This window comes from Sphingomonas sp. PWP1-2, assembly GCF_049898305.1.
Classification (GTDB): domain Bacteria; phylum Pseudomonadota; class Alphaproteobacteria; order Sphingomonadales; family Sphingomonadaceae; genus Sphingomonas; species Sphingomonas glacialis.
The window spans coordinates 767,153-791,004 of the sequence record NZ_JAFCXM010000002.1 but is presented as its reverse complement, the minus strand read 5'-3'; the positions used below and the strand labels follow the sequence as shown (position 1 = coordinate 791,004).

Annotated in this window: 18 protein-coding genes and 1 tRNA gene; 6 read left to right on the top strand and 13 right to left on the bottom strand. The window is 66.3% G+C overall.

What is annotated here, in order from left to right:
* Positions 1–15: 15 nt before the first annotated feature.
* Positions 16–92 (top strand) — tRNA-Met (locus ACP7C5_RS08465).
* Positions 93–815: 723 nt separating this feature from the next.
* Here ACP7C5_RS08465 and ACP7C5_RS08460 read toward each other — a convergent pair.
* The 7 genes from ACP7C5_RS08460 to ACP7C5_RS08430 all read right to left on the bottom strand — a co-directional run bounded on the left by ACP7C5_RS08460 (position 816) and on the right by ACP7C5_RS08430 (position 11,003).
* Positions 816–3,626: an MHYT domain-containing protein gene (locus ACP7C5_RS08460; protein ID WP_426263902.1), complete on the bottom strand. Its 2,811-nt coding sequence runs from the start codon at positions 3,624–3,626 to the stop codon at positions 816–818.
* Between the two features lie 454 nt (positions 3,627–4,080).
* A complete protein-coding gene (locus tag ACP7C5_RS08455) occupies positions 4,081–5,958 on the bottom strand; it encodes an ABC transporter ATP-binding protein (RefSeq protein ID WP_426263901.1) in 1,878 nt (625 codons plus the stop codon).
* A gap of 308 nt (positions 5,959–6,266) precedes the next feature.
* Complete coding sequence (locus tag ACP7C5_RS08450) at positions 6,267–7,565, bottom strand: DUF1501 domain-containing protein (RefSeq protein WP_426263900.1); 1,299 nt, start codon at positions 7,563–7,565, stop codon at positions 6,267–6,269.
* 88 nt (positions 7,566–7,653) lie between these two features.
* Positions 7,654–9,375: a DUF1800 domain-containing protein gene (locus tag ACP7C5_RS08445; protein WP_426263899.1), complete on the bottom strand. Its 1,722-nt coding sequence runs from the start codon at positions 9,373–9,375 to the stop codon at positions 7,654–7,656.
* Between the two features lie 315 nt (positions 9,376–9,690).
* Entirely contained in the window at positions 9,691–10,317 is a 627-nt protein-coding gene (locus ACP7C5_RS08440) for a hypothetical protein (protein WP_426263898.1), read from the bottom strand.
* A 23-nt stretch (positions 10,318–10,340) separates the two neighbouring features.
* Positions 10,341–10,649 carry a hypothetical protein gene (locus ACP7C5_RS08435; protein WP_426263897.1) on the bottom strand — a complete coding sequence of 103 codons (309 nt, stop codon included), beginning with the start codon at positions 10,647–10,649 and terminating at the stop codon, positions 10,341–10,343.
* An 84-nt stretch (positions 10,650–10,733) separates the two neighbouring features.
* Complete coding sequence (locus ACP7C5_RS08430; RefSeq protein ID WP_189677354.1) at positions 10,734–11,003, bottom strand: GlsB/YeaQ/YmgE family stress response membrane protein; 270 nt, start codon at positions 11,001–11,003, stop codon at positions 10,734–10,736.
* 169 nt (positions 11,004–11,172) lie between these two features.
* Here ACP7C5_RS08430 and ACP7C5_RS08425 point away from each other — a divergent pair, with 169 nt between their 5' ends.
* Positions 11,173–12,648: a PAS domain S-box protein gene (locus tag ACP7C5_RS08425; RefSeq protein WP_426263896.1), complete on the top strand. Its 1,476-nt coding sequence runs from the start codon at positions 11,173–11,175 to the stop codon at positions 12,646–12,648.
* A gap of 52 nt (positions 12,649–12,700) precedes the next feature.
* Entirely contained in the window at positions 12,701–13,093 is a 393-nt protein-coding gene (locus tag ACP7C5_RS08420; protein WP_426263895.1) for a DUF1622 domain-containing protein, read from the top strand.
* A gap of 145 nt (positions 13,094–13,238) precedes the next feature.
* On the opposite strand, the gene ACP7C5_RS08415 is transcribed toward ACP7C5_RS08420, so the two are convergent.
* The 5 genes from ACP7C5_RS08415 to ACP7C5_RS08395 all read right to left on the bottom strand — a co-directional run bounded on the left by ACP7C5_RS08415 (position 13,239) and on the right by ACP7C5_RS08395 (position 18,321).
* On the bottom strand, positions 13,239–13,901 hold the full coding sequence (locus ACP7C5_RS08415) for a TenA family protein (RefSeq protein ID WP_426263894.1): 663 nt from the start codon (positions 13,899–13,901) through the stop codon (positions 13,239–13,241).
* A 260-nt stretch (positions 13,902–14,161) separates the two neighbouring features.
* The gene (locus tag ACP7C5_RS08410) at positions 14,162–15,226 is read right to left on the bottom strand and encodes a hypothetical protein (protein WP_426263893.1); all 1,065 of its coding nucleotides are present in this window, start codon (positions 15,224–15,226) and stop codon (positions 14,162–14,164) included.
* Positions 15,219–16,181 (bottom strand): glycosyltransferase, encoded by a 963-nt coding sequence (locus ACP7C5_RS08405; protein ID WP_426263892.1) that lies wholly within the window; start codon positions 16,179–16,181, stop codon positions 15,219–15,221. Before ACP7C5_RS08405 ends, ACP7C5_RS08410 begins: the two co-directional genes overlap by 8 nt.
* Positions 16,178–17,389 carry a bifunctional PIG-L family deacetylase/class I SAM-dependent methyltransferase gene (locus ACP7C5_RS08400; RefSeq protein ID WP_426263891.1) on the bottom strand — a complete coding sequence of 404 codons (1,212 nt, stop codon included), beginning with the start codon at positions 17,387–17,389 and terminating at the stop codon, positions 16,178–16,180. The genes ACP7C5_RS08405 and ACP7C5_RS08400 overlap by 4 nt, the downstream gene beginning before the upstream one ends.
* Positions 17,386–18,321, bottom strand: a complete 936-nt coding sequence (locus ACP7C5_RS08395; protein ID WP_426263890.1) for a glycosyltransferase family 2 protein — start codon at positions 18,319–18,321, stop codon at positions 17,386–17,388. The genes ACP7C5_RS08400 and ACP7C5_RS08395 overlap by 4 nt, the downstream gene beginning before the upstream one ends.
* A gap of 363 nt (positions 18,322–18,684) precedes the next feature.
* On the opposite strand from ACP7C5_RS08395, the gene ACP7C5_RS08390 reads away from it, so the two are divergent.
* The 3 genes from ACP7C5_RS08390 to ACP7C5_RS08380 are packed head-to-tail and all read left to right on the top strand — an operon-like array spanning position 18,685 to position 22,771.
* Positions 18,685–20,706 (top strand): HAD-IIB family hydrolase, encoded by a 2,022-nt coding sequence (locus tag ACP7C5_RS08390; protein WP_426263889.1) that lies wholly within the window; start codon positions 18,685–18,687, stop codon positions 20,704–20,706.
* Positions 20,703–21,863, top strand: coding sequence for a glycosyltransferase (locus ACP7C5_RS08385; RefSeq protein ID WP_426263888.1), 1,161 nt, complete (start codon positions 20,703–20,705; stop codon positions 21,861–21,863). Before ACP7C5_RS08390 ends, ACP7C5_RS08385 begins: the two co-directional genes overlap by 4 nt.
* Positions 21,860–22,771: a galactosyltransferase-related protein gene (locus ACP7C5_RS08380; RefSeq protein ID WP_426263887.1), complete on the top strand. Its 912-nt coding sequence runs from the start codon at positions 21,860–21,862 to the stop codon at positions 22,769–22,771. The genes ACP7C5_RS08385 and ACP7C5_RS08380 overlap by 4 nt, the downstream gene beginning before the upstream one ends.
* Here ACP7C5_RS08380 and ACP7C5_RS08375 read toward each other — a convergent pair.
* Positions 22,705–23,793, bottom strand: coding sequence for a glycosyltransferase (locus ACP7C5_RS08375; protein WP_426263886.1), 1,089 nt, complete (start codon positions 23,791–23,793; stop codon positions 22,705–22,707). The genes ACP7C5_RS08380 and ACP7C5_RS08375 overlap by 67 nt on opposite strands.
* Positions 23,794–23,852: the final 59 nt, after the last annotated feature.

Sequence of the window (23,852 nt, the reverse complement as noted above, 5' to 3'; positions counted from 1 at the left end):
AGTCATCTACCCTGGCGCGGGGTGGAGCAGCCCGGTAGCTCGTCAGGCTCATAACCTGAAGGTCACAGGTTCAAATCCTGTCCCCGCAACCACACACCGACATACCAAACCGTCTCAGGATATTCCGAGGCGGTTTTTTTGTACCTGCTTTCCGTGGCTTGTCGCCAATTCGTCGCCGCTCGCCGCGCGCGCTTGGCCGCGTTTTTGGCCAATGATGCTGAGTTTCTTGGGATATTTTGAGGATCCAATGCTGCATCCATGCAGGAGATATCCCCATGGCACTCAGCGACAGCCTCTATGCGTTCGTCTGCCCGAACCGCTCGAAGCTCTGGCGATTTACGTATTGGACAATGACAAGAAGCTGCTGTCGCCAGGTCGCTATCCGAGGCTTGTCCTCGCGGTTACGTGGCATCGCCGCGGGGGAGCCAAGCTGGCATTGCAGCAGGGCCGGGACCGGCGCGCTCAGCTGGTGCCGGTTTCGTGGACACCAGGATACAGAAGGTTTTGGAACCGCACGGTGAAATGCGGCAGCGCAAGTTCGCGCGCAAATTCCAGCGCGAGGTGACGAAATCTACCCGCGATCGGCGGCGGCGGTCACATTGGCCGCGTATGACCTGGCTCTGTACGAGAACGTCCGGCGCAAACCCGTCGGCGAAGCCGAAGCCCATCCCCCGTCGGTAATCCCTGACACCGGCCAGATGAAGCCCGAACAGGAGGACGCAGTCGGTTCGGCGCAAAACAGGAGCGAGACAAGTGGCCGGGGTTGCGCAGCTTCGGGACCACGTGGATGTCGTCCTGGGGCCGCGCCGCCCGTTTCAGTTTCTCAACTGGCTCAAGGCCGCTGCAAGGTCGTCCCTGCGGAACGGTTTCGTAAGCCGCGGAAGGGTGGCGTCGATCCCGGCTGTTTCCGCGTAACCCGAGACGATGAGCACTGGGCGCTCCGGGGACAGGTCGCGCACGGCGTAAGCGAGGTCGGTGCCCGTCATCCCCGGCATCAGATGGTCGGTCACGAGCACATCGAATCGAACGCCCGCGCCGATCAACCGCATCGCTCCCTCGCCCGAGCTTGCCTCGATGACGTGATATCCCAGATCGATTAACATGTCCGCGGTGGTCATACGCACCAAATCCTCATCATCGACGACCAGTGCAGTGCCGGTGGCGACGTGCGAAACGATCTTTTCGACGGCCAGCTCGACTGGTGTTTCCCCGGCGCTCACCGGGAGCCACAGCTCGACGGTCGTGCCGACGCCGGTCTGACTGTGCAGCGTGAGCGCGCCGCCGAGCTGCGACGCCAGTCCGTGGACCATCGACAAGCCCAGGCCGGTCCCTTTGCCCACGCCCTTGGTGGAAAAGAACGGCTCGGTCGCGCGCGCGAGCGTTGCCTCGTCCATTCCGGATCCGGTGTCCGAGATTGCAATGCAGAGATAGCGGTCGGGGTTGAGACCAGAGCGGTGGCCTTGCCCAATGGCCGCAGTGCTCGCCGACAGGCGCAACGTGCCGCCATCCGGCATCGCGTCGCGCGCGTTGACCGAGAGGTTTAGGATGGCCATTTCGAGCTGGTTATGGTCGGCGCGCGCGCAGGGTAGGTCGGCGCCTGCGTCGATCACCACATGGACCTGGGGGCCGGTGGTGCTCGATATGAGCTCGCCCATCCCGCTCACGAGTTTGCCGATGTCGACCGCCACGGGTTGGAGCGGCTGACGCCGCGCAAACGCCAACAATCGCTGAACGAGGATCTTCGCGCGCTCCGCCGATTGCATGGCGCCCGCGATCAGACGCTGCTCGCGTTCCCCGCCGACGCCCTTGCGCTGGAGCAGGTCCAAGCTGCCGATGATCGGCGCGAGCAGGTTGTTGAAATCATGCGCCACGCCGCCGGTCAGCTGACCCATGCTTTCCATCTTCTGGCTCTGGCGCAGCGCCTCCTGCACTTCCTCGCGGTCTTTGAGCGCCGTCGCTATGCGGGCTTCCAGCGTCGCGTTGAGCTCGCGCAGCGCTTCCTCGGCCCGCTTACGCCCCGTAATCTCGACCACCGTGCCCGCGACGCGGAGGCAGCGCCCCGTTTCGTCGAAGACGCCGCGACCCTTGGCGGCGATCCAGCGAACGATCCCGTCCTCCTTGCCGACCGTGCGATACTCCACGTCGTAGAGCGCGCGCTGGCCGGGATCGATCGCCGCCGTGAACGCGACGGCGGTCGGTTCGCGATCTTCGGGGTGCAGGCCTTCGTAAAAGTCCGTCAGCGTGACCGGAACGTCGGGTGAGATGCCGAACATCGCCTTGGTGCGCGGCGGCCAGACCAAGGCGTCGTTGACGACGTCGAGATCCCAGAAGCCGATCTCGGCATTGTCGACCGCGAGCCGCAGGCGCTCCTCGCTTTCCCGCAGCCGCGCCTCCGCGCCGATCCGCCCGACATGCGCCCAGCACCGCTCGACCACCTCTTTGACGAGCAGGATCTCGTTTGCGGTCCAATCGCGCGGGTGGTCCTGATGCACCGCCATTATAGCCGAAAGCCGACCGTCGCCGCCGATCAGCGGGCAGCAGATGATCGCGTCGATCGAGATGCCCTGGAACATCTCGCGCCCACCGCCGGGCTCAAGTTCGCGGGCGATATCGCGCAAGACGACCGCCTCCCCGGCGCGAAGGTTCTGCGATGCGCGGGGCCCGAACAGGTCGAGACTGTATGCCCCGACCGAACTTTCCTGTCCCGGCGCGGTATAGTCGCTCCGGATCCAGAACCGGTCGCCGTCGCGATCGACGTCGGCATAGGCGCAGCGCGATGCGCTCAGCTTGCGTCCGAGCAATTCCGAGGCGGCGCTCATCGCATGCCACGCGTCTGACGACCGGAGCAGCCGGTCGTTGAGCTCGCTGAAGAAGTGCAGGCGTTCCTCGCGCTCGGCGCTTGTCCGCAAAAGGTGCTCGACCCAAACCGCCGCGAGCCCGAGCAGCAGAACGAACAGCGTGACCAAGCCGATCGCGGTCGCCAGGTACGCCTGTCCCAGGCTCGCAAGCCCGTTCGCCTCGCCGACGCCGCGCGACCGCGTGAACGGCGCTGCGTACATTCCGGCGTAATGCATGCCGGCGATGGCGAACCCCATGACGACCGAGGCTCCCGCGCGGCCGCCCGATCGCTGATCGCGACCCGCCAGCCAGACCGCCAATGTCGCAGCGACGATCGCGATCGCAACGGAAACGGCAACCCATCGCACGTCGTAGCTCAGGGTCGCGGGCATACGCATCGCCGCCATCCCAAGATAGTGCATCGAAGCAACGCCAGTGCCGATCAACAGGCCCGCCGCAAGCATTCTGGAAACCGACGCGCGCTGCCAATCGACGATCGCCAGGCCCGCGCCGGTGAACCCGATCGCGAGACATAGCGAGAGCAGCGTCGGGGCGAGCTCGTAGCGCATCAACATGCCGGGCATGCTGAATGCGAGCATCGCGACGAAGTGCATCGACCAGATCCCGCCCCCCAGCGCAGCCGCAGCCGCCGCGAGCCAAGCGGCGCGGGAACGGCCGCTCGAGCGCCGGATCCGGCTCGCGAGACTGAGCGCGGTGAACGATCCGATAATCGCGATCACGATCGACAGGGAGACGAGATATGGGTCGTGAACCCCGGTCATGGTCATGAAGCGACATTTCCACAGAGAACTGACGTTCGCAACTCCGGCGCGGCCGCGCGTAGCGGATCTGCGTGAGGAAAGTCGCATGGTTCGCCCGGTGCGCCCCGATGTGACGCGGCTAACGTAGCGTAACGCCGCCCGAAACCGAACCGAGCCTGCAAAACGAAAAACCGAACTGGCCAAGAAAGATTAAGTCGCTGTGGTTTATCGATAAAACCCGTAGAGGAGGAAACGCCTATGGGGAGTGCGCATTCCGCAACCGCCGCCGTGGGACGCAGTCAGGAATGGCAAGGTTGCGCTGTCGGAGCCGGATGAGCCGCTCGGCACTGTCGCCCGCAACGCAATTTCGTTCGCCAGCGTGAGGGAGAAGGACATAGGCCGCCGCGGCCCCATTCAGCGCATAAGGTTCAAGGTGCCGCCAACGCGGAGTGCCGGGTACTGGAATTCGGGCAGGTGCCCGTCACCGATAGCCCGCGGCCTGGAGTTCGAACAACTCGGCATAGCGGCCGCCGGCAGCGAGCAAATCGCCATGGGTCCCGGATGCCTCGACACGACCGTTGCTGAGGACGAGGATCCGATCCGCCATTCGCACGCTGGAGAAGCGGTGCGAGATCAGCACGGCCGAGCGTCCGGCGCTCAACTCGCGGAACCGTTGGAACACCTCATATTCCGCTCGCGCATCAAGCGCCGCCGTGGGCTCGTCGAGAATCAACACTTGGGCGTCGCGCATATAGGCGCGGGCGATCGCCATCTTCTGCCACTCGCCGCCCGACAGGTCGACGCCGCCCTGGAACCGCTTGCCGATCATCTGGTCATAGCCGTTCGGCAAGTTGGCAACCACATCATCGGCGAGCGCGGCGGATGCCGCAGCCTCGATCCGCGCGCGATCGCCCCGCGCTTCGATGCGGCCGACCGCGATGTTGTCGGCGGCGGGCAGATTATAGCGGACGAAGTCCTGGAAGATCACGCCGATCGCGGCGCGCAGGCCGTCGAGGTCGTAGTCGCGCAGGTCGCGTCCATCGAGCAGGACGCGGCCCTCGACAGGATCGTAGAGCCGCGAGAGCAGCTTCACGAGGGTGGTCTTGCCAGCCCCGTTCTCGCCGACCAACGCCAGCACCTCGCCCGGCGCTAGCGTGAACGACAGATGCCGCACCGCCCATCGTTCGGCACCTGCATAGCGGAAGCCCACATCCTCGAAAACGAAGCCTTGCCGGACGGGATCGGGGAACGGCAGCGCTCCTGCGGGCGAGCGGATGCCCGGCTCCGTCCGCAAGAAGGAGAACAGGTCGTCGATGTACAATGCCTGCCCAGCGGTCGAGGAAAAGCCGGTCAGCAAGTTTTCCAATAGCCCACGAAGTCGCAGGAACGAGGCAGCGAGGAAGGTGAGGTCACCGATCGTGATGACCCCGCTCACCGCGCGCCAGGCGATGTAGGCGTAGGCGGCGTAATAGGCGATCGTGCCGAGGGCTGCGAAGCCGGAGCCCCAGACTGCGCGGCGCAGCGCCAACCGTCTGCTCGCCTGGTAGGTGTCGCGTGAGATGGTGCGATACCGGTCGATCAGGAACGGGCTGAGGCCGAAGATCTTGACCTCCTTGGCCGTGTCCGCGCTTGCGGCGACCTGTCGGACATAGTCGAGCTCGCGGCGCTGCGGCGTGCGGACATAGCTGAGCGCGTAACTCAGCGCGTTGAAGTGCGCCTCGCCGAGGAACGAGGGCACCAGTGCGATGGCGAGCAGGACGATCAGCCACGGCGCATAGACGACCAGGCCGGCGGCGAAGCTCAATACCGTGACGATGTCTTGTACCTGTCCGAACAGCTGCCCCATCAGCGACATGCGCCCGCTCGCCTGCATGCGCGCGCGATCCATGCGGTCCTGGAAGGCCGCGTCTTCAAAGTCGGCGAGATCGAGGGTGGCGGCGTGTTCCATCAGCCGTACGCTCGCGTCGTTGCTGACACGGTCGGAGAGCAGCCCGTCGACCAACGAGACGGCCCGGCCGAGGAGATCGGAGGCGACCGCCAGAGCGAACTCGACCAGCAGCAGCACCTCGAGCCGGCCGAGCAGACCTGAGCCCAGCCAACCCGCGAGGCTATCGGGGCGAACCGCGAGGTGACTTAAATGCACGACCTCGTCGATGATGAGCTTGCCGACAAACAGCGTCGCCACCGGAAGCAGTGCACGCACCAACCGTACGGCCACGGTCGTGGCGGTCAGCTGCCAACTGCTGTCCCACACCATTGCAAGGAACGGTGGCAGGTTGCGCAACGCACCGAGCCGCTCGCGCCAGCTGGTCGGCCGGGGCGGAACACCGCCACGACCCTGTCTGACGCCGAGCGCCATTCAACCGTTCCGGGACGACATGCTGGCCGCTTCGTACCGGGGTCGGGAAGGGGATAACGTCATCTGCATACCCACCCGATACACAATCGGTACCTGGGTTGGCAGGGGTACTCGATGTTTCCCTCTCGATGCTGCGAGCAGTTCGATCCGAGCCTAACGGCGCCGGCACCGGCTCGTCGAAGAGACCGACGTGCGCGACCGATGAGTGCGTGTCTAAAGTTGGCGCGGAAATGCAGTCGGGAGAGACGGCTTGTGGGTCAAGTGGCAGGCATTCGCTCCACGATGACGCCGCAAGTCTTACGCTGAAATCAGACGAAACCGAGATTCCAGGACGACGGATTGTAATTGCCGATGTTCGGCAACACCGTCGGCATGGCGCCGGCCGACACGCCGAACCAGCTCGCGAGTGTCGCGGCATATTGATCGACCGAAATCGTCGGCAGCAGGCGGCCTTGTCCGACATCGTCGGCGGTGCCGTTGCCGATCGCCGGCGGGGTGCCGTAGATCTTCCGGCCGTTGACCGCGCCGCCCATGACGAAGTGCATCGACCCCCAGCCATGATCGGCACCGCTGGTGTTCGACACGAGCGTGCGGCCGAAATCGCTCGCGGTGAAGGCGGTCACTTGGTTGGACACGCCCAGCGCGACGGTCGTGTCGTAGAACGCGCGCATCGCATCGGCGACGAGCCCGATCTGCGTCGGATGCGCGGTGGCGAGGTTCTGGTGCATGTCGAAGCCGCCCAGCGAAACGAAGAACACTTGCCGTTTCGCACTCAGCGTTTGCGACACCGAGATCATCTGCGCGACGATGCGCAATTGCAGCGCGAGCGAGTTGGTCGTCGGAAAGAGCGGGAAGTTCGCCGCGGGTGCGCTCGCCAGCGCGCTCGAGACCTGGCTGTAGAGGTTGAGCGCCCGCGCGCTGACCTTGCCGTGTTCGTTGGCGAGGATGTTGCCTGAGGACGCGGTCATCAGCGTGCGCAGCGTCGACGCGGCGGTGGTCGAGCCGTATAGGCTCGTCGCATTGTTGATCAGCGCGGTCGGGCCACCCGTGCCGATCGCATATTGGATCGCCTGTTTGCCGGCAAGGTACACCGCATTGCCGCTGGCGTTGATGCACGTCAGCGTCGCGGTGCCGTTGCCGCTTTCGAACAGATCGTCCATCCGCCCGCCCCAGCCCGAGGTCGCGCCTTCGGGGCTCGATGCCTGGAAATAGCTTTGCTGGTCGTTGTGGCTGAACAATTTCGGCGGCAGCCGGACCGAGGCGGCGCTGTACTGCGCCTTGGTCGTCGGCTGGACGAGCGTGCCGACGTTGAGCGCGACCGCCATCTTGCCGGCGTTGAACACCGGGAGCAGCGACGCCATCGTCGGCGCCATCGCATATTGCCGCCCGCCGAGGCTGTTGGTCGGGCTGAGCGCGGTCGCCGCGAGCGCATCGCGGGCGTGCGCGATGTTCGAGCGCTGCGCCTGATAGAGTGCGTAGCTCTCCGCGTCGTAGGGCGGCAGCGTGTTGGCGTAATCGTTGCCGCCGTACAGGAAGATGCAGACCAGCGCCTTGTAATCGCCCGCCGTCGCCGCCGCGGCCTCGCCGATCGCGCCCAGGCTGGTCACGAAGGGTGTCGCAACGCCCGCTAGCCCCAATTGCGCCGACCGACGAAGGAATGCGCGTCGTGACTCATCGTGATCGAAAACGCTCATATCACTTCACCGTCAGATAATCGGGCGACGCAAGCGCCAGGAGGATCGCGATCTGAACACGGGTGCTCGCTCCGTTGGTCGCGGTCGCCGCGATGCTATCCACCGCGCTCTTGATCGAAGCGATGGTGGTCGCGGACAATTGCCCCGCCGCCAGCACCGTGTTGACCTCGTCGACCAGCGCTGCGCTATCTGATGCCTTGGTCAGGATATCGGTATAGTCGGCCTTCACGTCGCCGATCCCGCTGGCGACGAGCGTCTGCATGAAATTGACATAGGCGACGACGGACTGTTCGTTGGTGATCTGGAACTCGGGCGCGACGAGCCCGGCGGTGGCGATCGCGGTGTCGGGCGGGGTGTAGCCGGGGCGGAACCAGTTGAAGACCGTCTGGCTGCGGCCCATCGCCTGGCCGAGCCGTGTCGTCGTGCTCGACGTGTCGCCGATCGCCCAGGCGGCAGACGGCGATGTGACGCCATAAGCGCGCGCCCAGCTCGTCAGTCGCAGCACGGGCTCGCGCAGTTTGCCCGCGGCGGTCGCGCTCAGTGTGGCGTCGCTGCGCGCCTCGGTATCGAGCAGGATCGCGCGGAGCACCGCTTGCATGTCGCCGCGCACGCCCTTGCCGTTGTCGGCGAACACTCCCGCCACGCGCCCGATATAGCCCGGCGAGGGATTGCTCGTGACCAATCGCTGGATGAGCTGCTTCGAGACGAAGGGCGGCACGTTGGGATGCGCGAAGATCGTGTCGAGCGCGGCGTTGACCGCCGCCATGCCGCCACCCGACACGCTGGTGCCCAGGAAGCTGGCGCTCCCGGTCTCGTTGAGCGCCGCGTTCATCACCAGCGGGGTTCGGTAGACATCGGGCGTGGTCGTACTGCTCGAGGCGAGCGAGAGGCCGGTGAACACGCGCGCGAGGCCCGAGACGTCGGCTTGCGTATAGGTCTCGAGCGGGGCACCGTTCGCGGTCTTGATGCTGCCGTCCATGTTGAGCTGGTAGAGCCCCAGCGTGAACAGCTGCATCAGCTCGCGCGCGTAATTCTCGTCGGGCTGCGATCCCGTCGCCGCATTGGCCTTGCGGTTGCCGAGGAAGGTGAGGAACGATCCCATCGCGGGATTGGTGGTGATCGCGCCAAGGATCTGGCGATACGTGCTGAAGGCGTTGTCGAGCAGCACGTCGACATAGGCGGCCGTCGCAAACGCCTTCCAGTTGACGTTCACCCCGTCGATGCCGACCACCAGCATGTCGAGCAGCGCCATGCCGACGCGCTGGCGCAGCTGGTCGGGGTCGGAAATCATCCCACGCCACATCGTCGGATCGAAGCCGGTTTGGCTATTGACGTTGGCGGCGGCGTTGTAGCCGTTTGCGACCAGCCAGTCCCAATGCGTCGTCGTCCGGGCTCTCGCGAACTGTGCAGTCAACCAGCCATCGAAACCGGACGACACGACCTCGGTGATCATGGCGCGCGTCGCACCCATCGTTGATTGCGCTAGAAAGCGGCTCGCCTGGCTGGACGTGATTGCTTGCGCCACCACGATCGGGGGCGGCGGGCTGCTGCTGGATGCGCTGGAGCTGCCATCGCCGCCACATGCCGCCAGCGCGACGGCGGGGGTCAGCGCGCCGATCGTCTTGAGCAGAGACGATCGATCGATGCCACCTGAGTCGAAATCAGCATCCGCGACGCGATCGTCGCTAGGGCGCGGCAACAACACGGTGTCCGAAATTCGCATTACCATCACCCCACCACGACCTGTCTTTGCGCCTGGAATGCGGGTTCGCGCAAGTGCCATGCGCTCGAAAGATCATGACAGGCCTAACGGCAGTTGTGGCGCCACGGCACTCGATCTCGACTGCGCGATGAGACGAGAAACGCCATATTTGATCGCGGGTCAGAGGCCGACGCAAAGCAGACCAGCTTCAAACGCCCCAACAGGGTGAGGGGGCGGACTGGTAGCGGGACGCTGCTCAGCACGACCAAGAGGACATGCCTGGGGCTTGGTGCTGCAAGTACGGTCCGTCCCCTAAAGGACGGACCGTCTGCGCGATCAGAGGCTCGACGTGTTGCCGTAGCGCGCGCGCTCGGCCGCAACGTCGTCGTCGGTGTAGGCGGGCGCCGTGTCGTCGAAGCTGTTCCAGCCCGACTGGCGATAGGCGGCGCCGCGCGTGGTGGCCTCGACCGACTTGTTTCGCTCGAGCACCGCCTCGGCATCGGCTGCGAGCGCATCGTCGACTCGAGCGCTGACCAAGGTGCCGCCGCGGCGTACGCCCTCGGAATAGACGTTTGCCTCTTCGTCGGTATGGCCCGCTTCCTTCAGCGCCCCAACGACCCCACCGGTTGCTGCGCCACCGGCCGCGCCGATCCCAGCGCCGACCGCCGTGGACGCGAGCCAGCCCGCCGCCACGATCGGACCCAGGCCTGGGATTGCGAGCAGACCGAGGCCAGCGAGCAAGCCGCCCGCGCCGCCCAGCAGCGCGCCGGTCGAGGCGCCACGCGTCACGTCACCGTCGTCATTGACGTCGTCGATGCCGGTCGTGCCGTCACGGTCGGTATGGTCGCGCGAGTTGGCCATGATGCTGAGGTGGTCGTGCGGGACGCCGAGCCGCTCGAGCTCGTTCACCGCATTGGTCGCGTCGGCATAGCTATCAAACAGGCGGGTGATGGTCTTGGTCATGATGTCTCTCCTGAAGGTGTCGCTTAGCGGGTTGTAATGTTGCCCTTGTAGTCGAGCCCGACTTGCACCCGCTTGCCATGGCGCATCGCCACGCCGCGCCAGACGCCGTCGCGGTCCTTCGCCAGCTTCGAGACGCCGGCATAACCAGCCTTGGCGATCCGACCGCGGGCCTGCGCTTCGGTGAACGAATTGCTGCCGCTTGCCGGGGTCGCGACATGACCGACGTCGCTGTCCTTGATGGCTGAGTTGTGCGATCCGGGATGCCCGGACTGAGCGAACGCGCTCGACGACAATGCCGCGACTGCGGCGGCGGCGAAAATGATGCGCTTCACAATTGCTCTCCTGTGATCAGTGCCGACTGCACCGCGATCCTAAAAATGCCGCGGCGATCCGGAGCCGGATCGCCGCGTTGTCCCTCAGCGAACGGTGCCGCGACGAAGAAGGTTGACGATCGCAAGCAACACGACCGCGCCGAGCAGCGACACCAGGATCGACTGGATATTGATGGCGCCATCCATGATCGACGCGCCGCCGATGAGCGGAGTGATGATGAACCCGGCGAGCAGCGCGCCGACGATCCCGACGACGACGTTGAGGATGATTCCCTGTTGGCCGTCGGTCCGCATGATCATGCTGGCAACCCAGCCGATGAGACCTCCGACGACGAGAAGAATGATAAGGTTCATAGGTAAAGCCCTCCAGTTTTGGTAAGGCGACTAAAACCAAGGGGAAGGCGTCGATGTTCCGGTTCCGCCTTCCGCAGCCACCGCTCGGCTTGGTTGTTTCGCATCAGCACGATTGGTAGATTGCCGCGCTGGCGAGGGAACTTGCAGCGCTGTGTTGCGCTTCGACACGATGAGCCCTTCCGCAAATCACCCCGTTCACGGTCCCACGCTCCATCATCTCGAGCAGTTGATGGAAAGTCTGCTCGCCGGCGTCATTCTGATGGACCCGACCGGCGTCATCCTCAGCGCCAATGCCGCAGCGCTGGAGATGCACGGCATCGACCGGTTCGAGGATTTGGGCGCGACGGCGGACGATTATGCGCAGCGCTTCTGCCTGCGCTACCGCGACCAGCGCCGCCTGGCGCGCCGTGAATATCCGCTCGTGCGCTTGCTCGCGGGCGAGAGCTTCCCCGACCTGATCGTCGAGGTCGCGCCGCTCGGCAGCAACACGCCGCGCTGGGTCCATCAAGTGCGCGACGTCGCGATGGACGACGATGGCGGCGAACCCGACTGCCTGGCGCTGGTCATCCACGACGTGTCGGAGCGCTTCGACGCAGAGGACCGCTTCGAGGCGATGTTCCAGGCCAATCCCGCACCCGCGATCATCGTCCGCGTGTCGGACCAGCGCTATGTCCGCGCCAATCAGGGCTTTCTCGATCTCGGCGGATATCATCGCGGCGACATCGTCGGTCGCAGCCTGTTCGAGCTCGACCTGCTGGCCAACGTCGATCGGCGCGAACACGTCAAGGACTGCGTCGCGGCGGGCAAGGTCATCCCGCAGCTCGAGGCCGAGCTGCCGCTCGCCGACGGATCGACCAAGCTCGTCATCCTTGCCGGCCAGCCGATCGAAGTCGAAAACGACCCGTGCCTGCTGTTCACCTTCGCCGATCTGGAGCCGCGCCGCCGGGCGGAGCGTGCCCTTGAGACCAGCGAGCAGCATTTCGCGACGGTGTTCGACATGGCTCCCGTCGCGATGGTGGTGACCAAGGGCGACGACTATCGCATCATCAACGTCAACGACGCGTTCCGGCGCCTGACCGGCTATTCCGGGCACGATGCCATCGGCAGGGTCGCGGACGACCTGCAGCTCTGGAACGACGCCGCGCAGCGCGAGGGGCTGGAGGCGGAGATCGTGTCGCGCAGCGGCTTTCGCGGGCATGACGTCCGCGTGATCGGCAAGGACGGCGCGCCGGTCGATTGCATCGTCTCGGCCGAACGGATCAGCGTGCGCAGCGACGAGTGCGTGCTCTGGCTCTACCAGGACATCAGCGCCCGCCGGCGAAGCGAGCTGGAACTGGTCGAGGCGATCGAGGCGGTGATGAAGGACGCCAATTGGCTCAGTCGCTCGATCATGGACAAGCTGGCGACGCTCCGCGGCCCGCGCGGTGCAGCACTGGTGCGCAAGGATGCTGCCGAAATCAGCCCACGCGAGCGAGAGGTGCTCGAACTGATCTGCCAGGGCGTCGACGATAGCGGCATCGCGGAAAAGCTCGCGCTGTCGCGCAACACGGTGCGTAACCATGTGGCGCGGTTGTACGCGAAGATTGGCGTCAACCGCCGCAGTGCGGCGATCGTCTGGGCACGCGAACGGGGAATCGAAGGGTGAGCGCGACGCGGTCTTTCGAAAGGCGCGACCTGCAAGCGCGCGGAGGTATGGGATGAACACCGCAGGGGCGCACGCCTTCGTCGATCAGCTCGCCAAGCTGCTCGAACTCGTCGGCGTCGGAATCATCATCGGCGGGGTCGCGCTGGCGGCGGTCCTCTTCGTGCGATCGGGATTGCGCATTGGCCAGTGGCAGGCCGCCTATCAGGATTGCAGGTCCAACCTCGGTCGCGGCATCCTGCTCGGGCTCGAGTTGCTGGTCGGAGCGGACATCATCTCGACGATTACCGCACCGCTCACCGTCCAGAGCGTCGCGCTGCTCGGCGGCATCATCGTGATCCGGACCTTTCTCAGCTTCTCGCTCGAGACCGAGATCGAAGGCTGCTGGCCTTGGCAGCGCGCCGGCCGCGACCGGAGCGAGCGGGAAGGCCCTACCTCGCCCGGCTAAGCACTTTGGCGGGTCGATTTCGCACGCAGCGAACCGTAGAACAGCAGAATACGCGGCCGAGCGCTGGCAGATGGTCGGGGTCAGCGAACAGATTCAGACGGGGTGAAGGGCGTATCGACGCCAAGGGGCGGGCGTAATCGAGATGCTATATCGGCCAGTCGAGTTGCCGATAGGCGGAATCCCAGAACATCCATTCGTAGCGGGTGGCCGTGCGAAAAGCCTTGGCCATTGCCGCGCGGACCGATGGCGTCGCAAGGCTTGCGGCGTGGTCCACCAAAGCGCTGACCCGACGCGTTGCTTCGCCGAACCCGGGGTCGGCATAGGTGGTGATCCACGCCTCGTACGGATTGGGCGATCCGGCGATCGATTTGATCGCGCATCCAACCTCCCAATACACCGAAAAGCACGGCAGGATCCCGGCGATCAGTTCCTCGTAGCTCCGCGTGGCAGCGAGGCTCGCAAGGTATCCGGTATAGCCGAGACATACCGGGCTTGGCTCGCTCATGGCCACCATTGCGGGGGTGATATCGAAATGTTCGAAGAAGGTCTGGTGCAGGATTTCCTCGACCTGCACCGCAACCTTGGCACCGTCGGAAAATTCGAGCCGAGCCGCAGCACTGGGCGCGCGCGCCGCGGCGATCGCCAGGACGCGTGCGTACTCGGCCAGATACAGGCTGTCCTGCACGATGTAATGCCGAAAGCTGTCGGGCGCGAGCGATCCGTCGGCGAGTTCTGCGAGAAACGGCTGCACGAGGATGGACTGTCGCAGCGGGGCAACGTCTTCCCATACCGCGTCGCAGAAGCTCATCGTAGAATCCTCCCTGAAAGTCTTGCAATCGCCATGCAGGCTGACGCGCCCGCCGTCACTCGCCGATTGCGGCAGCAGACCGGGGCGCGCCGTGACATTCCCGTCATAGCGCAGATTCGTATTGAGTTGCGGACCGCGGCTAGTGCACGCTTGGCAAGGCTGCCTCGAGTGCTTCATCGAACTTTGTCGGCTGGTCTTACGTAGGGCACCGTGACCGGTATCCCGACCGCGCCGAGGTCCGGCCGGCAGCTCGATTTTGGCTAAGCGACGAACCAATCCGCCGTCGCGACGCGTAGTTTCCCGTCGAGATCGGCCTGGCGGAGATACAGGCGAAGATCGCGCGACAGCCGACCGATCTCGCTGCCGCGGCGATGCATCGCGGTGCCGTTGATGCGCTCGACCAGCGCCAACAGGCGCGTTGCGGCTTGCTCGATCGCTTCGCGCGCGAACAAGGTGGTCGCCACCGCCTCGCCCCGAGGCGCTTGCGGGGTTTCCACCGCGAGGCAGGCGGCACGGGCCCACAATGCGGCGCCCTTCGCCTCCATCGCAAGATGCCCGAGCCGATGCGCGGCGAGCGGGTCGCCGCGACTGCCTGTCCGGTCCACCTGGCGGGAGGTCAAGCGCGCCAACCGCTCCATCGCGCCGGCATAGCAAGCGCATAACCGCCACACTCCGCCGTTGAAATCGGGCTCGATGAACAGCGCATCGACTTCGCCGAGGCAGTCTGCCGGCCCCGCCGGGAGCCCCGTACACTCGAACCGGCCCGACTGGCTGCCGACCATGCCGTCAACGTCCCAATCGAGGATTTCGCCGCGCGCGGGATCGGTGGCGTCGGTCAGCACCATCCGCAACCCATCGGCGACACACGCGGTGACGATGGCGAGCGTCACGTCGCCGAGCCCCGAGGCGAACGTCTTGACCCCCGTCAGCAGCCCGTCGGCGTCGATGCTGACCGGCTGATCGCGCTCCGCACCCCAGACGCCCAGGATCGCGCCCGCGACGACCGCATCGCAGACCCGGTCCTGCTGGCTCCGGTCCCCATGGCGCAGGACGAGCTTGATCGCGTTGACATGCCCTTCGTAGATCCGCGCGAGCGGGAGGCTGGCGCCGCCCAGCGTCGCCAACGACGCGAGCATCGGCTCTGCGCCTGGCGCGCTCGTTCCCCAGCCGCGGCCACCGCGATCCACCGGCAAGGGCGCCGAGAGCAAACCGGCGTCGGCGAGCAGCGCGAGTTCGCGTGTCGGCCCGCGCAAACCGCGATCGAGCGCTTCGTCGCCGGCGCGGATCGCCGCGAGCAGATCATCCGCCAATATCGTCTCAGGCATTCGAGGCTATCCAGTCGCGCAGGCGGTCGATTTCAGCAGGGAGGTCGGCCGGGCGCAGCCGGGGGGCGATATGCGATTTGCGCACGGTCGCCGCCCACGCGGCGCCGAAGGTCGATCGATCCGTCGCATCGGCCCGCCATGCGGCGCGTGCGGCATGACGCGCTCGCCACATCGCGACCAGCGCATCGGCAGGCACGAGCTGATTATCGCACAGATAGTCAGCCGCCAGCCGCAGGCGCAGCGCGTCGGCCATGCCCCCTCCGGCGCGTCCGACCAGGCGTGCCGATGCCGTGACATGCGGCGCGCGATCGTGGCGGATGCGACCGTCCGCCAGCTCGACCGCCGCCAGCAGCGCGCGGTCTTCGCCGGTCGCCAGCGCGGGCACTCCGCCGACCCGCTCGAGCATCGCGCGGGTTATGCCGAGATTTGCGCCGCAGCGTTGGGCGTGGCGGGGGGCGGGGTCGTGCGCGAGCGGATCGAAAAGCGGCTCAGCCTCGGCGATCAGGCCGAGATAGGTCCATTCGAGCTCGCCGATCCGCAGCGCGGGGGCGGGGTGGAGCGACAATTCCGACCAGTCCGCGCTGACCCGCCCCGCCACCGCATCGGCGCCGCGCGCAAAGGCCGCGCGATGCGCGCGGACCCAGTCGCGATCGGCAACGCAATCGGCATCGGTGGTGAGCACGATCGTCCCAAGCTGCGCAGCCTGCGCCATCGCCATGCGCCGCGCCGCGCCGGCGCCGCGTTCGTGCTCGGCGAAGGCGTGTTCGACGACCTCGACTTGGATTGCGCGCGGCGCGCGCGCGATCGCGGCGGTCGCATCGCTGCAATTGTTGGCGACGACGACCGCGACGATCGGCCCGGGATCGTCCAGCGCCGCGAGCGAGTCGAGGCATCGCCCGATCCGGTCGGCTTCATCGTAAGCGGGTATCGCGATGGAGACGATATCGCTGATCATACCCGGGCCATCACGTGGATCCTGAGGCGATCGGTGCGTTCGGCGTGGATCCGCGTCCAGCCCGGAAGGTGCGCGATCGCGATCTCGGCGGCCATCTCGCCGGTTATGATGGTCTCGGTCTCGCCGAGATAGCTGGCCAAAAAGACGCGCGCATCGGGCGTGGCCGACCGTTCGATTGCGGCCATCAGCGCGACAACGCCGTCGAGGCCGAGATAATACAGCATGTCGCTCGCGACGATCAGGTCGAAGCGCGCCTCGGGCATGTCCTGCGGCATCGTCTGCTGCTCGAGGACGACATTTGCGCGCGCACCGATGCGATCGCGCGCGGCGCTCAGCGCAGCCAGCGAAGCGTCGGTCGCGAGCAACCGGTCGCACAGCGGCGCGAGCTGTTCGGTCAGCGCGCCGTTCGCGCAGCCCAGTTCGAGCGCGGAGCGATACCGACGCCCGGCCAGCGCGGCGACCGTCCGCTGGAAACGATCGCGCTCATAGGGCTCGCTGTCATAGCGCCACGGGTCGGGCGACTGCGTGAACAGCGAATCGAAATGCGCGGCAGGGATCGCGTCGTTGCTCCGGTCGAGGCGGTCATAGGCGGTCCGCACATATTCGACCGTGGTGAACGCGTCGCAAATGTCGGGCGCGAGCGAAAATCCCGCAACCGGGTCGAGCTGGCTCCGGTGACAGGCGAGGGCTGCCCGCTTGCGCGCAGCGAAATCCCCGACCGGGATGGCGTCATAGCCGGTCGGGTCGAACCGGCGATCGACTCGCTGGCTCACCGGCATCACTTGAAGCACCCGGCCGGTACCCGAGCCGACGATGCGGCTGGCGAGGCCGAACGCGGCCTTGTGATCGGGGTGCCCGTCGGCAGGATCGGTGACGAGAATCGTATCCGGCGCCGCCTCAGCGACAAATGCCCCGAGCGCGGCCATTCGGGGGCGGGGGATCGCGGTGCTCGACAGGCCGCCATCGGGTTGGTCGAGGAAGAGGAGCGGGGGGACATATCCCAGCATCCGCTCGAGCCCGGCCCGGCATTCTTCGCGCCGCAGGCTCGCCAAGGTCGTGGCGTCGCGCCCGGGGTCGGACGCCGCGCCGTCGGTCGCGACGATGACGGCAACCCGCGCACCGGCCTGCGCGGCGCGCGCCATGATCGCCCCCGCGCCCAGGATTTCGTCATCTGCATGCGGCGCTATGACGAGCAGCGATGCGGTCATGCGAGCCTCGCCACGATGGCGTCGAGCCGGACGCGCGTCGCGGGCGTCAGGGCGATGTCGTTCGCAACGACCAGGGGTTGCGGCAGAGACGCGAACGCAATGCCCATGTCGGCGAGATTGATCGGGACCGGCGCGGGCGTGGTTCCCGGACGCCAGTCGGCGATCGTCTGCCACAAGGCCGTGCGATCGTCCCTGCGCCGGGCACTCGCATAGCCCGTCGCGGTGGCTGCGGTCAGGCTATCGGGTTGCTCGTATTTGTCGAGCAGGACATCGTCGATGAACCAGATATGCGCGCCCGCCATCAGCGCGCGGTTCCGCAGGTCGCGATCTTCCTCGACGCTCTCGGCATAGCCGCCGATCCGGGTGAACAGATCACGCCGAAACAGCCCGCTGTTGATCAACACCCAGGCGCCGGGCGGCCCTGCGGAGAATTGCAGATTGGGGAAGAAATCCTCGACCAGCGACAGCGTGCGGGCGATCCGCGCCGCGCGACCATCCGCGGAGACGAAGCGATGTGCGGTCAGCACCAAGTCGAGTTCGGCCGGCGCATCCGCAACCTGGCCGCCGCCTGCAAGATGCCAGGGCGCGCAATCGGCAGCGACGAGACCCGAGCGCGCGAGCGTGCGCTGTTGGCGGAGCAGCTTGTCGATATGCGGAATGTCGTCGGAATCGTGGAAGGTGATCGCATCGAACGCAAGCAGCGCAAGCGCGACATTCTTGGCGGCCGCCGTGCCGAGGTTCCGGTCGAGCTTGATGTAGCCGAAGCGGGGGTGGCCGAACCACTGCGCACACGCGGCTTGGGTTTCATCGGTCGATCCATCGTCGATCACGACGACGCTGACGTCGTGCTGCGACTGCGCCAACGCCGCTTCGACGGCACGCACGATCTGATGCGCGCGCTGGTAGGTCGGGATCGCTATGAGACTTTGCATGGCCGACCTGACGCGGGGAAAATGACAGCGGTCCGAAGGATCCAATCGTGCCCGATTTCGACGATGCCACTCTGCCCAGGTCTTCTGGGTATTTTATTTTCTGCGCGCATTCTCGACCTCCACATCACCGCTGAACGCGTGTCGCGGGAATTCGACGCCTCAGGCCGTGAGTGCAGTGCGATGTCATGCGTCGAAATACCCGCCCACTAAAGAGTAGGAGCCTTCGCGCTGATGCAAATCAATATAAAATCCAGGGCAATTGGGGTTTGCATCCGCAACCACACCATGAACCCTGCGTTAATGCGGTCGGCTCCGGCAGGAGCACCTATCCCGTGACTTGAGGTTTTGCGTCCCTTGTTCATCATGTCGATTGCCCTTGGCGGGTGCCTTAAAGGCCCGCCCATCGAATTCGGCCTGACCGAAGATACCGGTGGACATATTACCTATGCGCTGGGGGCCGCCCAGGCGTTGGCGCAACGCGGCGATGTCGACCGGGTCGAGATCCTCACGCGCTTGATCGAAGACGGGACTCTAGGTGCAGCCTATGCGGTCCCGTTCGAGCCGATCACCGAAAAACTCGCGATCCGTCGCATCGGAACCGCCGATCGGCAGTATCTCTGCAAGGGCGCTGCGGCGGCCGATCGTCCCGCTTTCGCCGAGGCGTTGATCGCGCACATCGCGACGCTCGACCGGCGCCCCGATGTGATCCATGCCCATTTCGCCGATGCGGCCGACGTCGCTGCGGCGGTGCGCGATCGTTTCGGCATCCCGTTCCTTTACACCGCGCATTCGCTCGGCATCGACAAGGCGAACCATGCGACGGGGCTTAGCGAGGCGATGGCGTCGCGGATCGCCGAGGAGAACCGCGCGATCGCCGCCGCCGATGCGATTATTGCATCGTCGCGCGACGAAGCCGAGCGGCAGCTGATGGCGTATCCCGCGGCGTGCCCCGCAAAGATCCATTGTGTCCCGCCCGGGGCCGGGCTCGCGCAGACCACGCCAAGCGATCTGACCCGCGCCCGCGCGTTGATCGTGCCGTTCCTGCGCGATCCCGACAAGCCGATGATTCTCGCGATCGCGCGGCCGGTCGCGAAAAAGAACCTCGGCGGGCTGATCGACCTTTTCGCCGGCGATGCCGGGCTGCGCGATCGCGCCAATCTGGTGATCGTCGCGGGGCTGCGCGACGGCCCCCACACCGGCGAGGATGAACAGCGCAGCGTGATCGCGGGCCTGCTGGCCGGACTCGACCGCCACGATCTTTACGGGACGCTGGCGCTGCCCAAGCGCCATACCGCCGACGATGTTGCCGCGCTTTACGCGCTTGCCCGCGAAACGCGGGGCATCTTCGTCAATCCCGCGCTGACCGAACCTTACGGACTGACGCTGACCGAAGCCGCGCTGCACGGGCTGCCGGTGGTGGCGACGTGTCACGGCGGTCCTGCCGACATCGTCGCGCGATTGGGCCACGGCTTGGTCGCCGATCCGCGCGATCCCGCGAGCTTCGCGGCTGCGATCACGACATTGCTCGACGACGAGATGGCATGGGCGCGGGCGTCGAGCGCCGGACGCGTAAATGCGCGGGCGCTCGACTGGCATGGCTATGCGGCGCGGTTCGTCGCGATCGTCGAGGGTCTTGCCACGGTCGCCCCGGCGAAACCGCGCCCCTCGCGCTTATTGCTCTGCGATATCGACAATACGCTGACAGGGTGCACCGTCGGCGCACTCGGCATGGCGGCGTATCTCGAGGCTGAACCCAATCTCGCCTTCGGCGTCGCGACCGGACGATCGCTGCAGGTAGCCGAGCGCTTGCTCGGCGAATGGGGGCAACCCGCGCCCGACGTCCTGATCACCTCGGTCGGCGCTGAAATCTACTGGCGCCACGGCGCGCGGCTCGTCGCGGACGCCGACTATGCCGCGCACATCGATCGCGGCTGGGATCCGGCGGCGGTCGATGCGCGCGTCTCGGGCCTTGCTGGCGTCGAGCGCCAGCCGGCAGTCGAGCAACGCCGCCACAAGCGCAGCTATTTCGCCGAGGAGCCCGCAGTGGTCGCTGCCATCCGCAGCGCGGTCGCCGATCTGCCGGTGCGCGTGATCCACAGTCACGGGCGGTTGCTCGACATCGTTCCGACGCGCGCCGGCAAGGGTGCCGCGATGCAATGGGCGGCGCGCGCCTTGGGGGTCGCACCCGATCAGGTCTATGCCGCCGGCGATAGCGGCAACGATCTCGATATGCTCGCCCAGTGCCAGAACGGCATCCTCGTCGCCAATTACAGCACCGAGCTTGCCGAACTGATCGGGCGTCCGACGATCTATCTCGCACGCCGCGCGCATGCCGCCGGCGTCGTCGAAGGTATGCGCGCCTTTGCCATGGCGCGCGCGGCATGATGCGGCCGATCGGCTATTTCGTCCATCATCAGGGGCGCGGCCATGCCGAGCGCGCTGCGGCGATCGTCAATGCCTTGCCCGCTGACCGTCCGGTGGTGCTGTTCTCGGCGCGCGCCGACATCTTCCCGCCGCTCGCCGCGAACGTCACGGTGCGCACGATCCCGTCGCTGTTCGAAGCGGTCGGCGATGAGCCGGCCGGTTTGGCAAACGTACCGACGCCCGCGAACTTCCATTGCGCGCCGCTCGGCTGGAGGAGCATCACGCAAGCAGTCGCGGTCATCGCGTCGTGGTTCGATACCGCCCAGCCTGCACTGTTCATCACCGACGTATCGGCCGAACTCGCGCAGCTCGCCCGGATCGCGTCGGTTCCGTGCATAAGCGTCCTCCAGCACGGCGACCGTAACGATCCGGGGCATATGGCGGCGTATGAATCGGCGCTGGGGATCTTGGCACCCTATGCGCCGACGCTCGAACAGCCGGGGCGGCCGGCGTGGATGCTCGCAAAGACGCACTATGCGCCGGGCGTTGGGGTTGCGGTCGACACGATCGAGCGCGACGCTGCGCGGACTGCGCTTGGCCTGCCGCTCGATGCCGAGATCGTCGTCGTGATCGCCGGGGGCGGGGGTAGCGGCACGCCCGCGACCCCGCTCACGCTCGGCGCGCGGGCCGAGCCCGACGCGCTCTGGCTGACGATCGGGTCGGTCGAACACGAGTGGCACGCGACGGCGCCGGGGAACCTCCGGCATCTCGGGTGGGTCGATACGCCGGCGCTGTATATCGCGGCGGCGGATCGCGTCGTCTCCTCGGCCGGCAATACCACGGTCCATATGATAGCGGCGGTCGGGCGCCCGTGGATCGTCGTGCCCGAATGGCGCTATTTCGACGAACAGCTGTGGAAGGCGCGGATGCTCGATCACGCCGGCGCGGCGACCATGCTCGAGCATTGGCCGTCGCATGTCGGCGCCTGGACCCAGGCCTGGGCGCACGCTGCGTCGCTCGACCTGTCGCGGCAACGCGCACTCTACGACTCCAACGCGGCACAGGATGTCGCCGCATGGCTGTCGCGCGTCGCGGACTCGGCCTGGACGCGGCCCCGGGTCGCGGCATCGCCCGAACTCGCCCCTGTCGATCAGCTCCTTTGTGAAAGCCTGTCATGACCGTCTCGATCTGTACGCTCGCCCATGGTCGCTCGGCGCATTTGGTCAACGTCGTCCGCGCCCTCGATCTGCAGACGCAAACGCCCGACGAGTTGGTGATCGCGGTGATGCAAAGCGAAGCGTATGACTTGCCCGAGACGCGGTTTCCGGTGCGGCAGATCCTGATGGGGGCCGACGGCATCCCGTTGGCATCGGCGCGGAATACCGCCGCCGAGGCAGCGCACGGTGAGCATCTGATCTTTCTCGACGTCGACTGCATTCCCGAGCCTTCGCTCGTCGCGGACTATGGCACGCAGTTGCGATCGGTCGATGCCGTGCTGATGGGGGAGGTGTTGTACCTGCCGTCGGGCGCCACCGCAGAGGGGCTCGATTTCGACCGGTTCGCCGCGATCGGGGTCAAGCATTCGGACCGGGCGGGGCCACCGGTCGAGGCGCTGGGCGATTGCACCGACTATCGCTGTTTCTGGTCGCTCAACTTCGCGATGCGGCGCGCGACGTTTGTCGCACTCGGCGGCTTCGACGAACGCTATGTCGGTTACGGTGGGGAGGACACCGATTTCGGGCGCGTCGCGATGACCGCGGGCGTGCCGATCAACTGGGTGCGCGGCGCGCGAGTCTATCATCAATACCACCCGCACCACATGCCGCCCGTCCACCATATCGACAGCGTGATCGCCAACGCCGCGCGCTTCCGCGACAAATGGGGGCATTTCACCATGGAGCATTGGCTCAAGGCGTTCACGCTGATGGGCTTGATCACGCTGCGCGACGGCGAGCATGTTCGTTTGCGGGAAGTCGGCGAGGACGATCTGGCGCTGACCCGTCAGCAGGCCGACCAGCCCTATGCGAGCACCTCGGTCGTGCTGGCGCAGCTCGAGGCGCGCGCGCCCGCGATCGCGGCGGCATAGGCGGCTTCATACCCGTCGAGCATCGATGTCAGCGAGAACTCGCGTGTCACGCGGTCCCGGCATGCGGCGCGCGGAAACGCTCGGGCGCGACCGATAGCCTTAGCAAGCGTCGCCGCGTCGGTCGCGAGCGCGCCGCAATCGCCCACGACTTCGTGCATCGCCCCGCGATCGAGCGCTGCGACGGGGACGCCGCACGCGAGCGCTTCCGCGGCGATGAGGCCGAACGGTTCGTCCCACATCGGGGTCGAGAGCAAGACCGATGCCGCGCCGATCGTATTGACCAACGCCTCGCCGCCCAGATGGCCATGATAGACCCGGGCCTCGTCGAGCAGCGGTGCGACGTGATCGGTGAAGTAATCCATGCAGTCGATCGGCCCGATCACGTCCAGGCCTATGCCGGCCAGACGCGCCGCCTCGAGCGCGACGGCGGTGCCCTTGTTCGGCGTTATGCGCCCCGCCCAGACCGCCCGACCGTTGCCGGTCGAGCGGAATTGCCAGCGTGCGGTGTCGATGCCGTTATGGACGACCGAGGCTGTGTCGGGCGGGGTAGTCCACCACGTGGCCAGATGCGCCCGAGACGTGGTCGTCTGAAGCATCCAGGCTGCAATATTGGCCGCGATCGAGTCGGCGAGGCCCGCGAAAGGAGGAACGTGGAGCGACGTCACCATCGGTTTGCGATCGCGCTTGGCGAGCACGTGCAACGTCGGGTGCATCGTGTTGTTGTGAACGATATCGAAGTCCCCTCCGGCGATCTCGTCCCAGGCGTGACCGAAGGCGACGTCTTGGAATGCGGTGAGGTCGCGTGTTCCGTGCCATTGCGCCCACGGCAGCACGGCCTCGTAATGGCGTTCGGCGATGGGGTGAAGCGGCAGCGCGGGGTCGCTGTCGCCGCTGGCGAACAGTTTGACCTCATGGCCGCGTGCGACCAGCGCTGTGACGAGCTGATGACAATGCGCTTCCATGCCGCCCATGAACGGCATTGCAATCGGATGACGAAGATGCGCGATAACGGCGATCCGCAAAAGCGCACGTCCGTGCGTGGCGGCATGTTTTGCGTCGATGGGCTCGGAGATGGTCATCA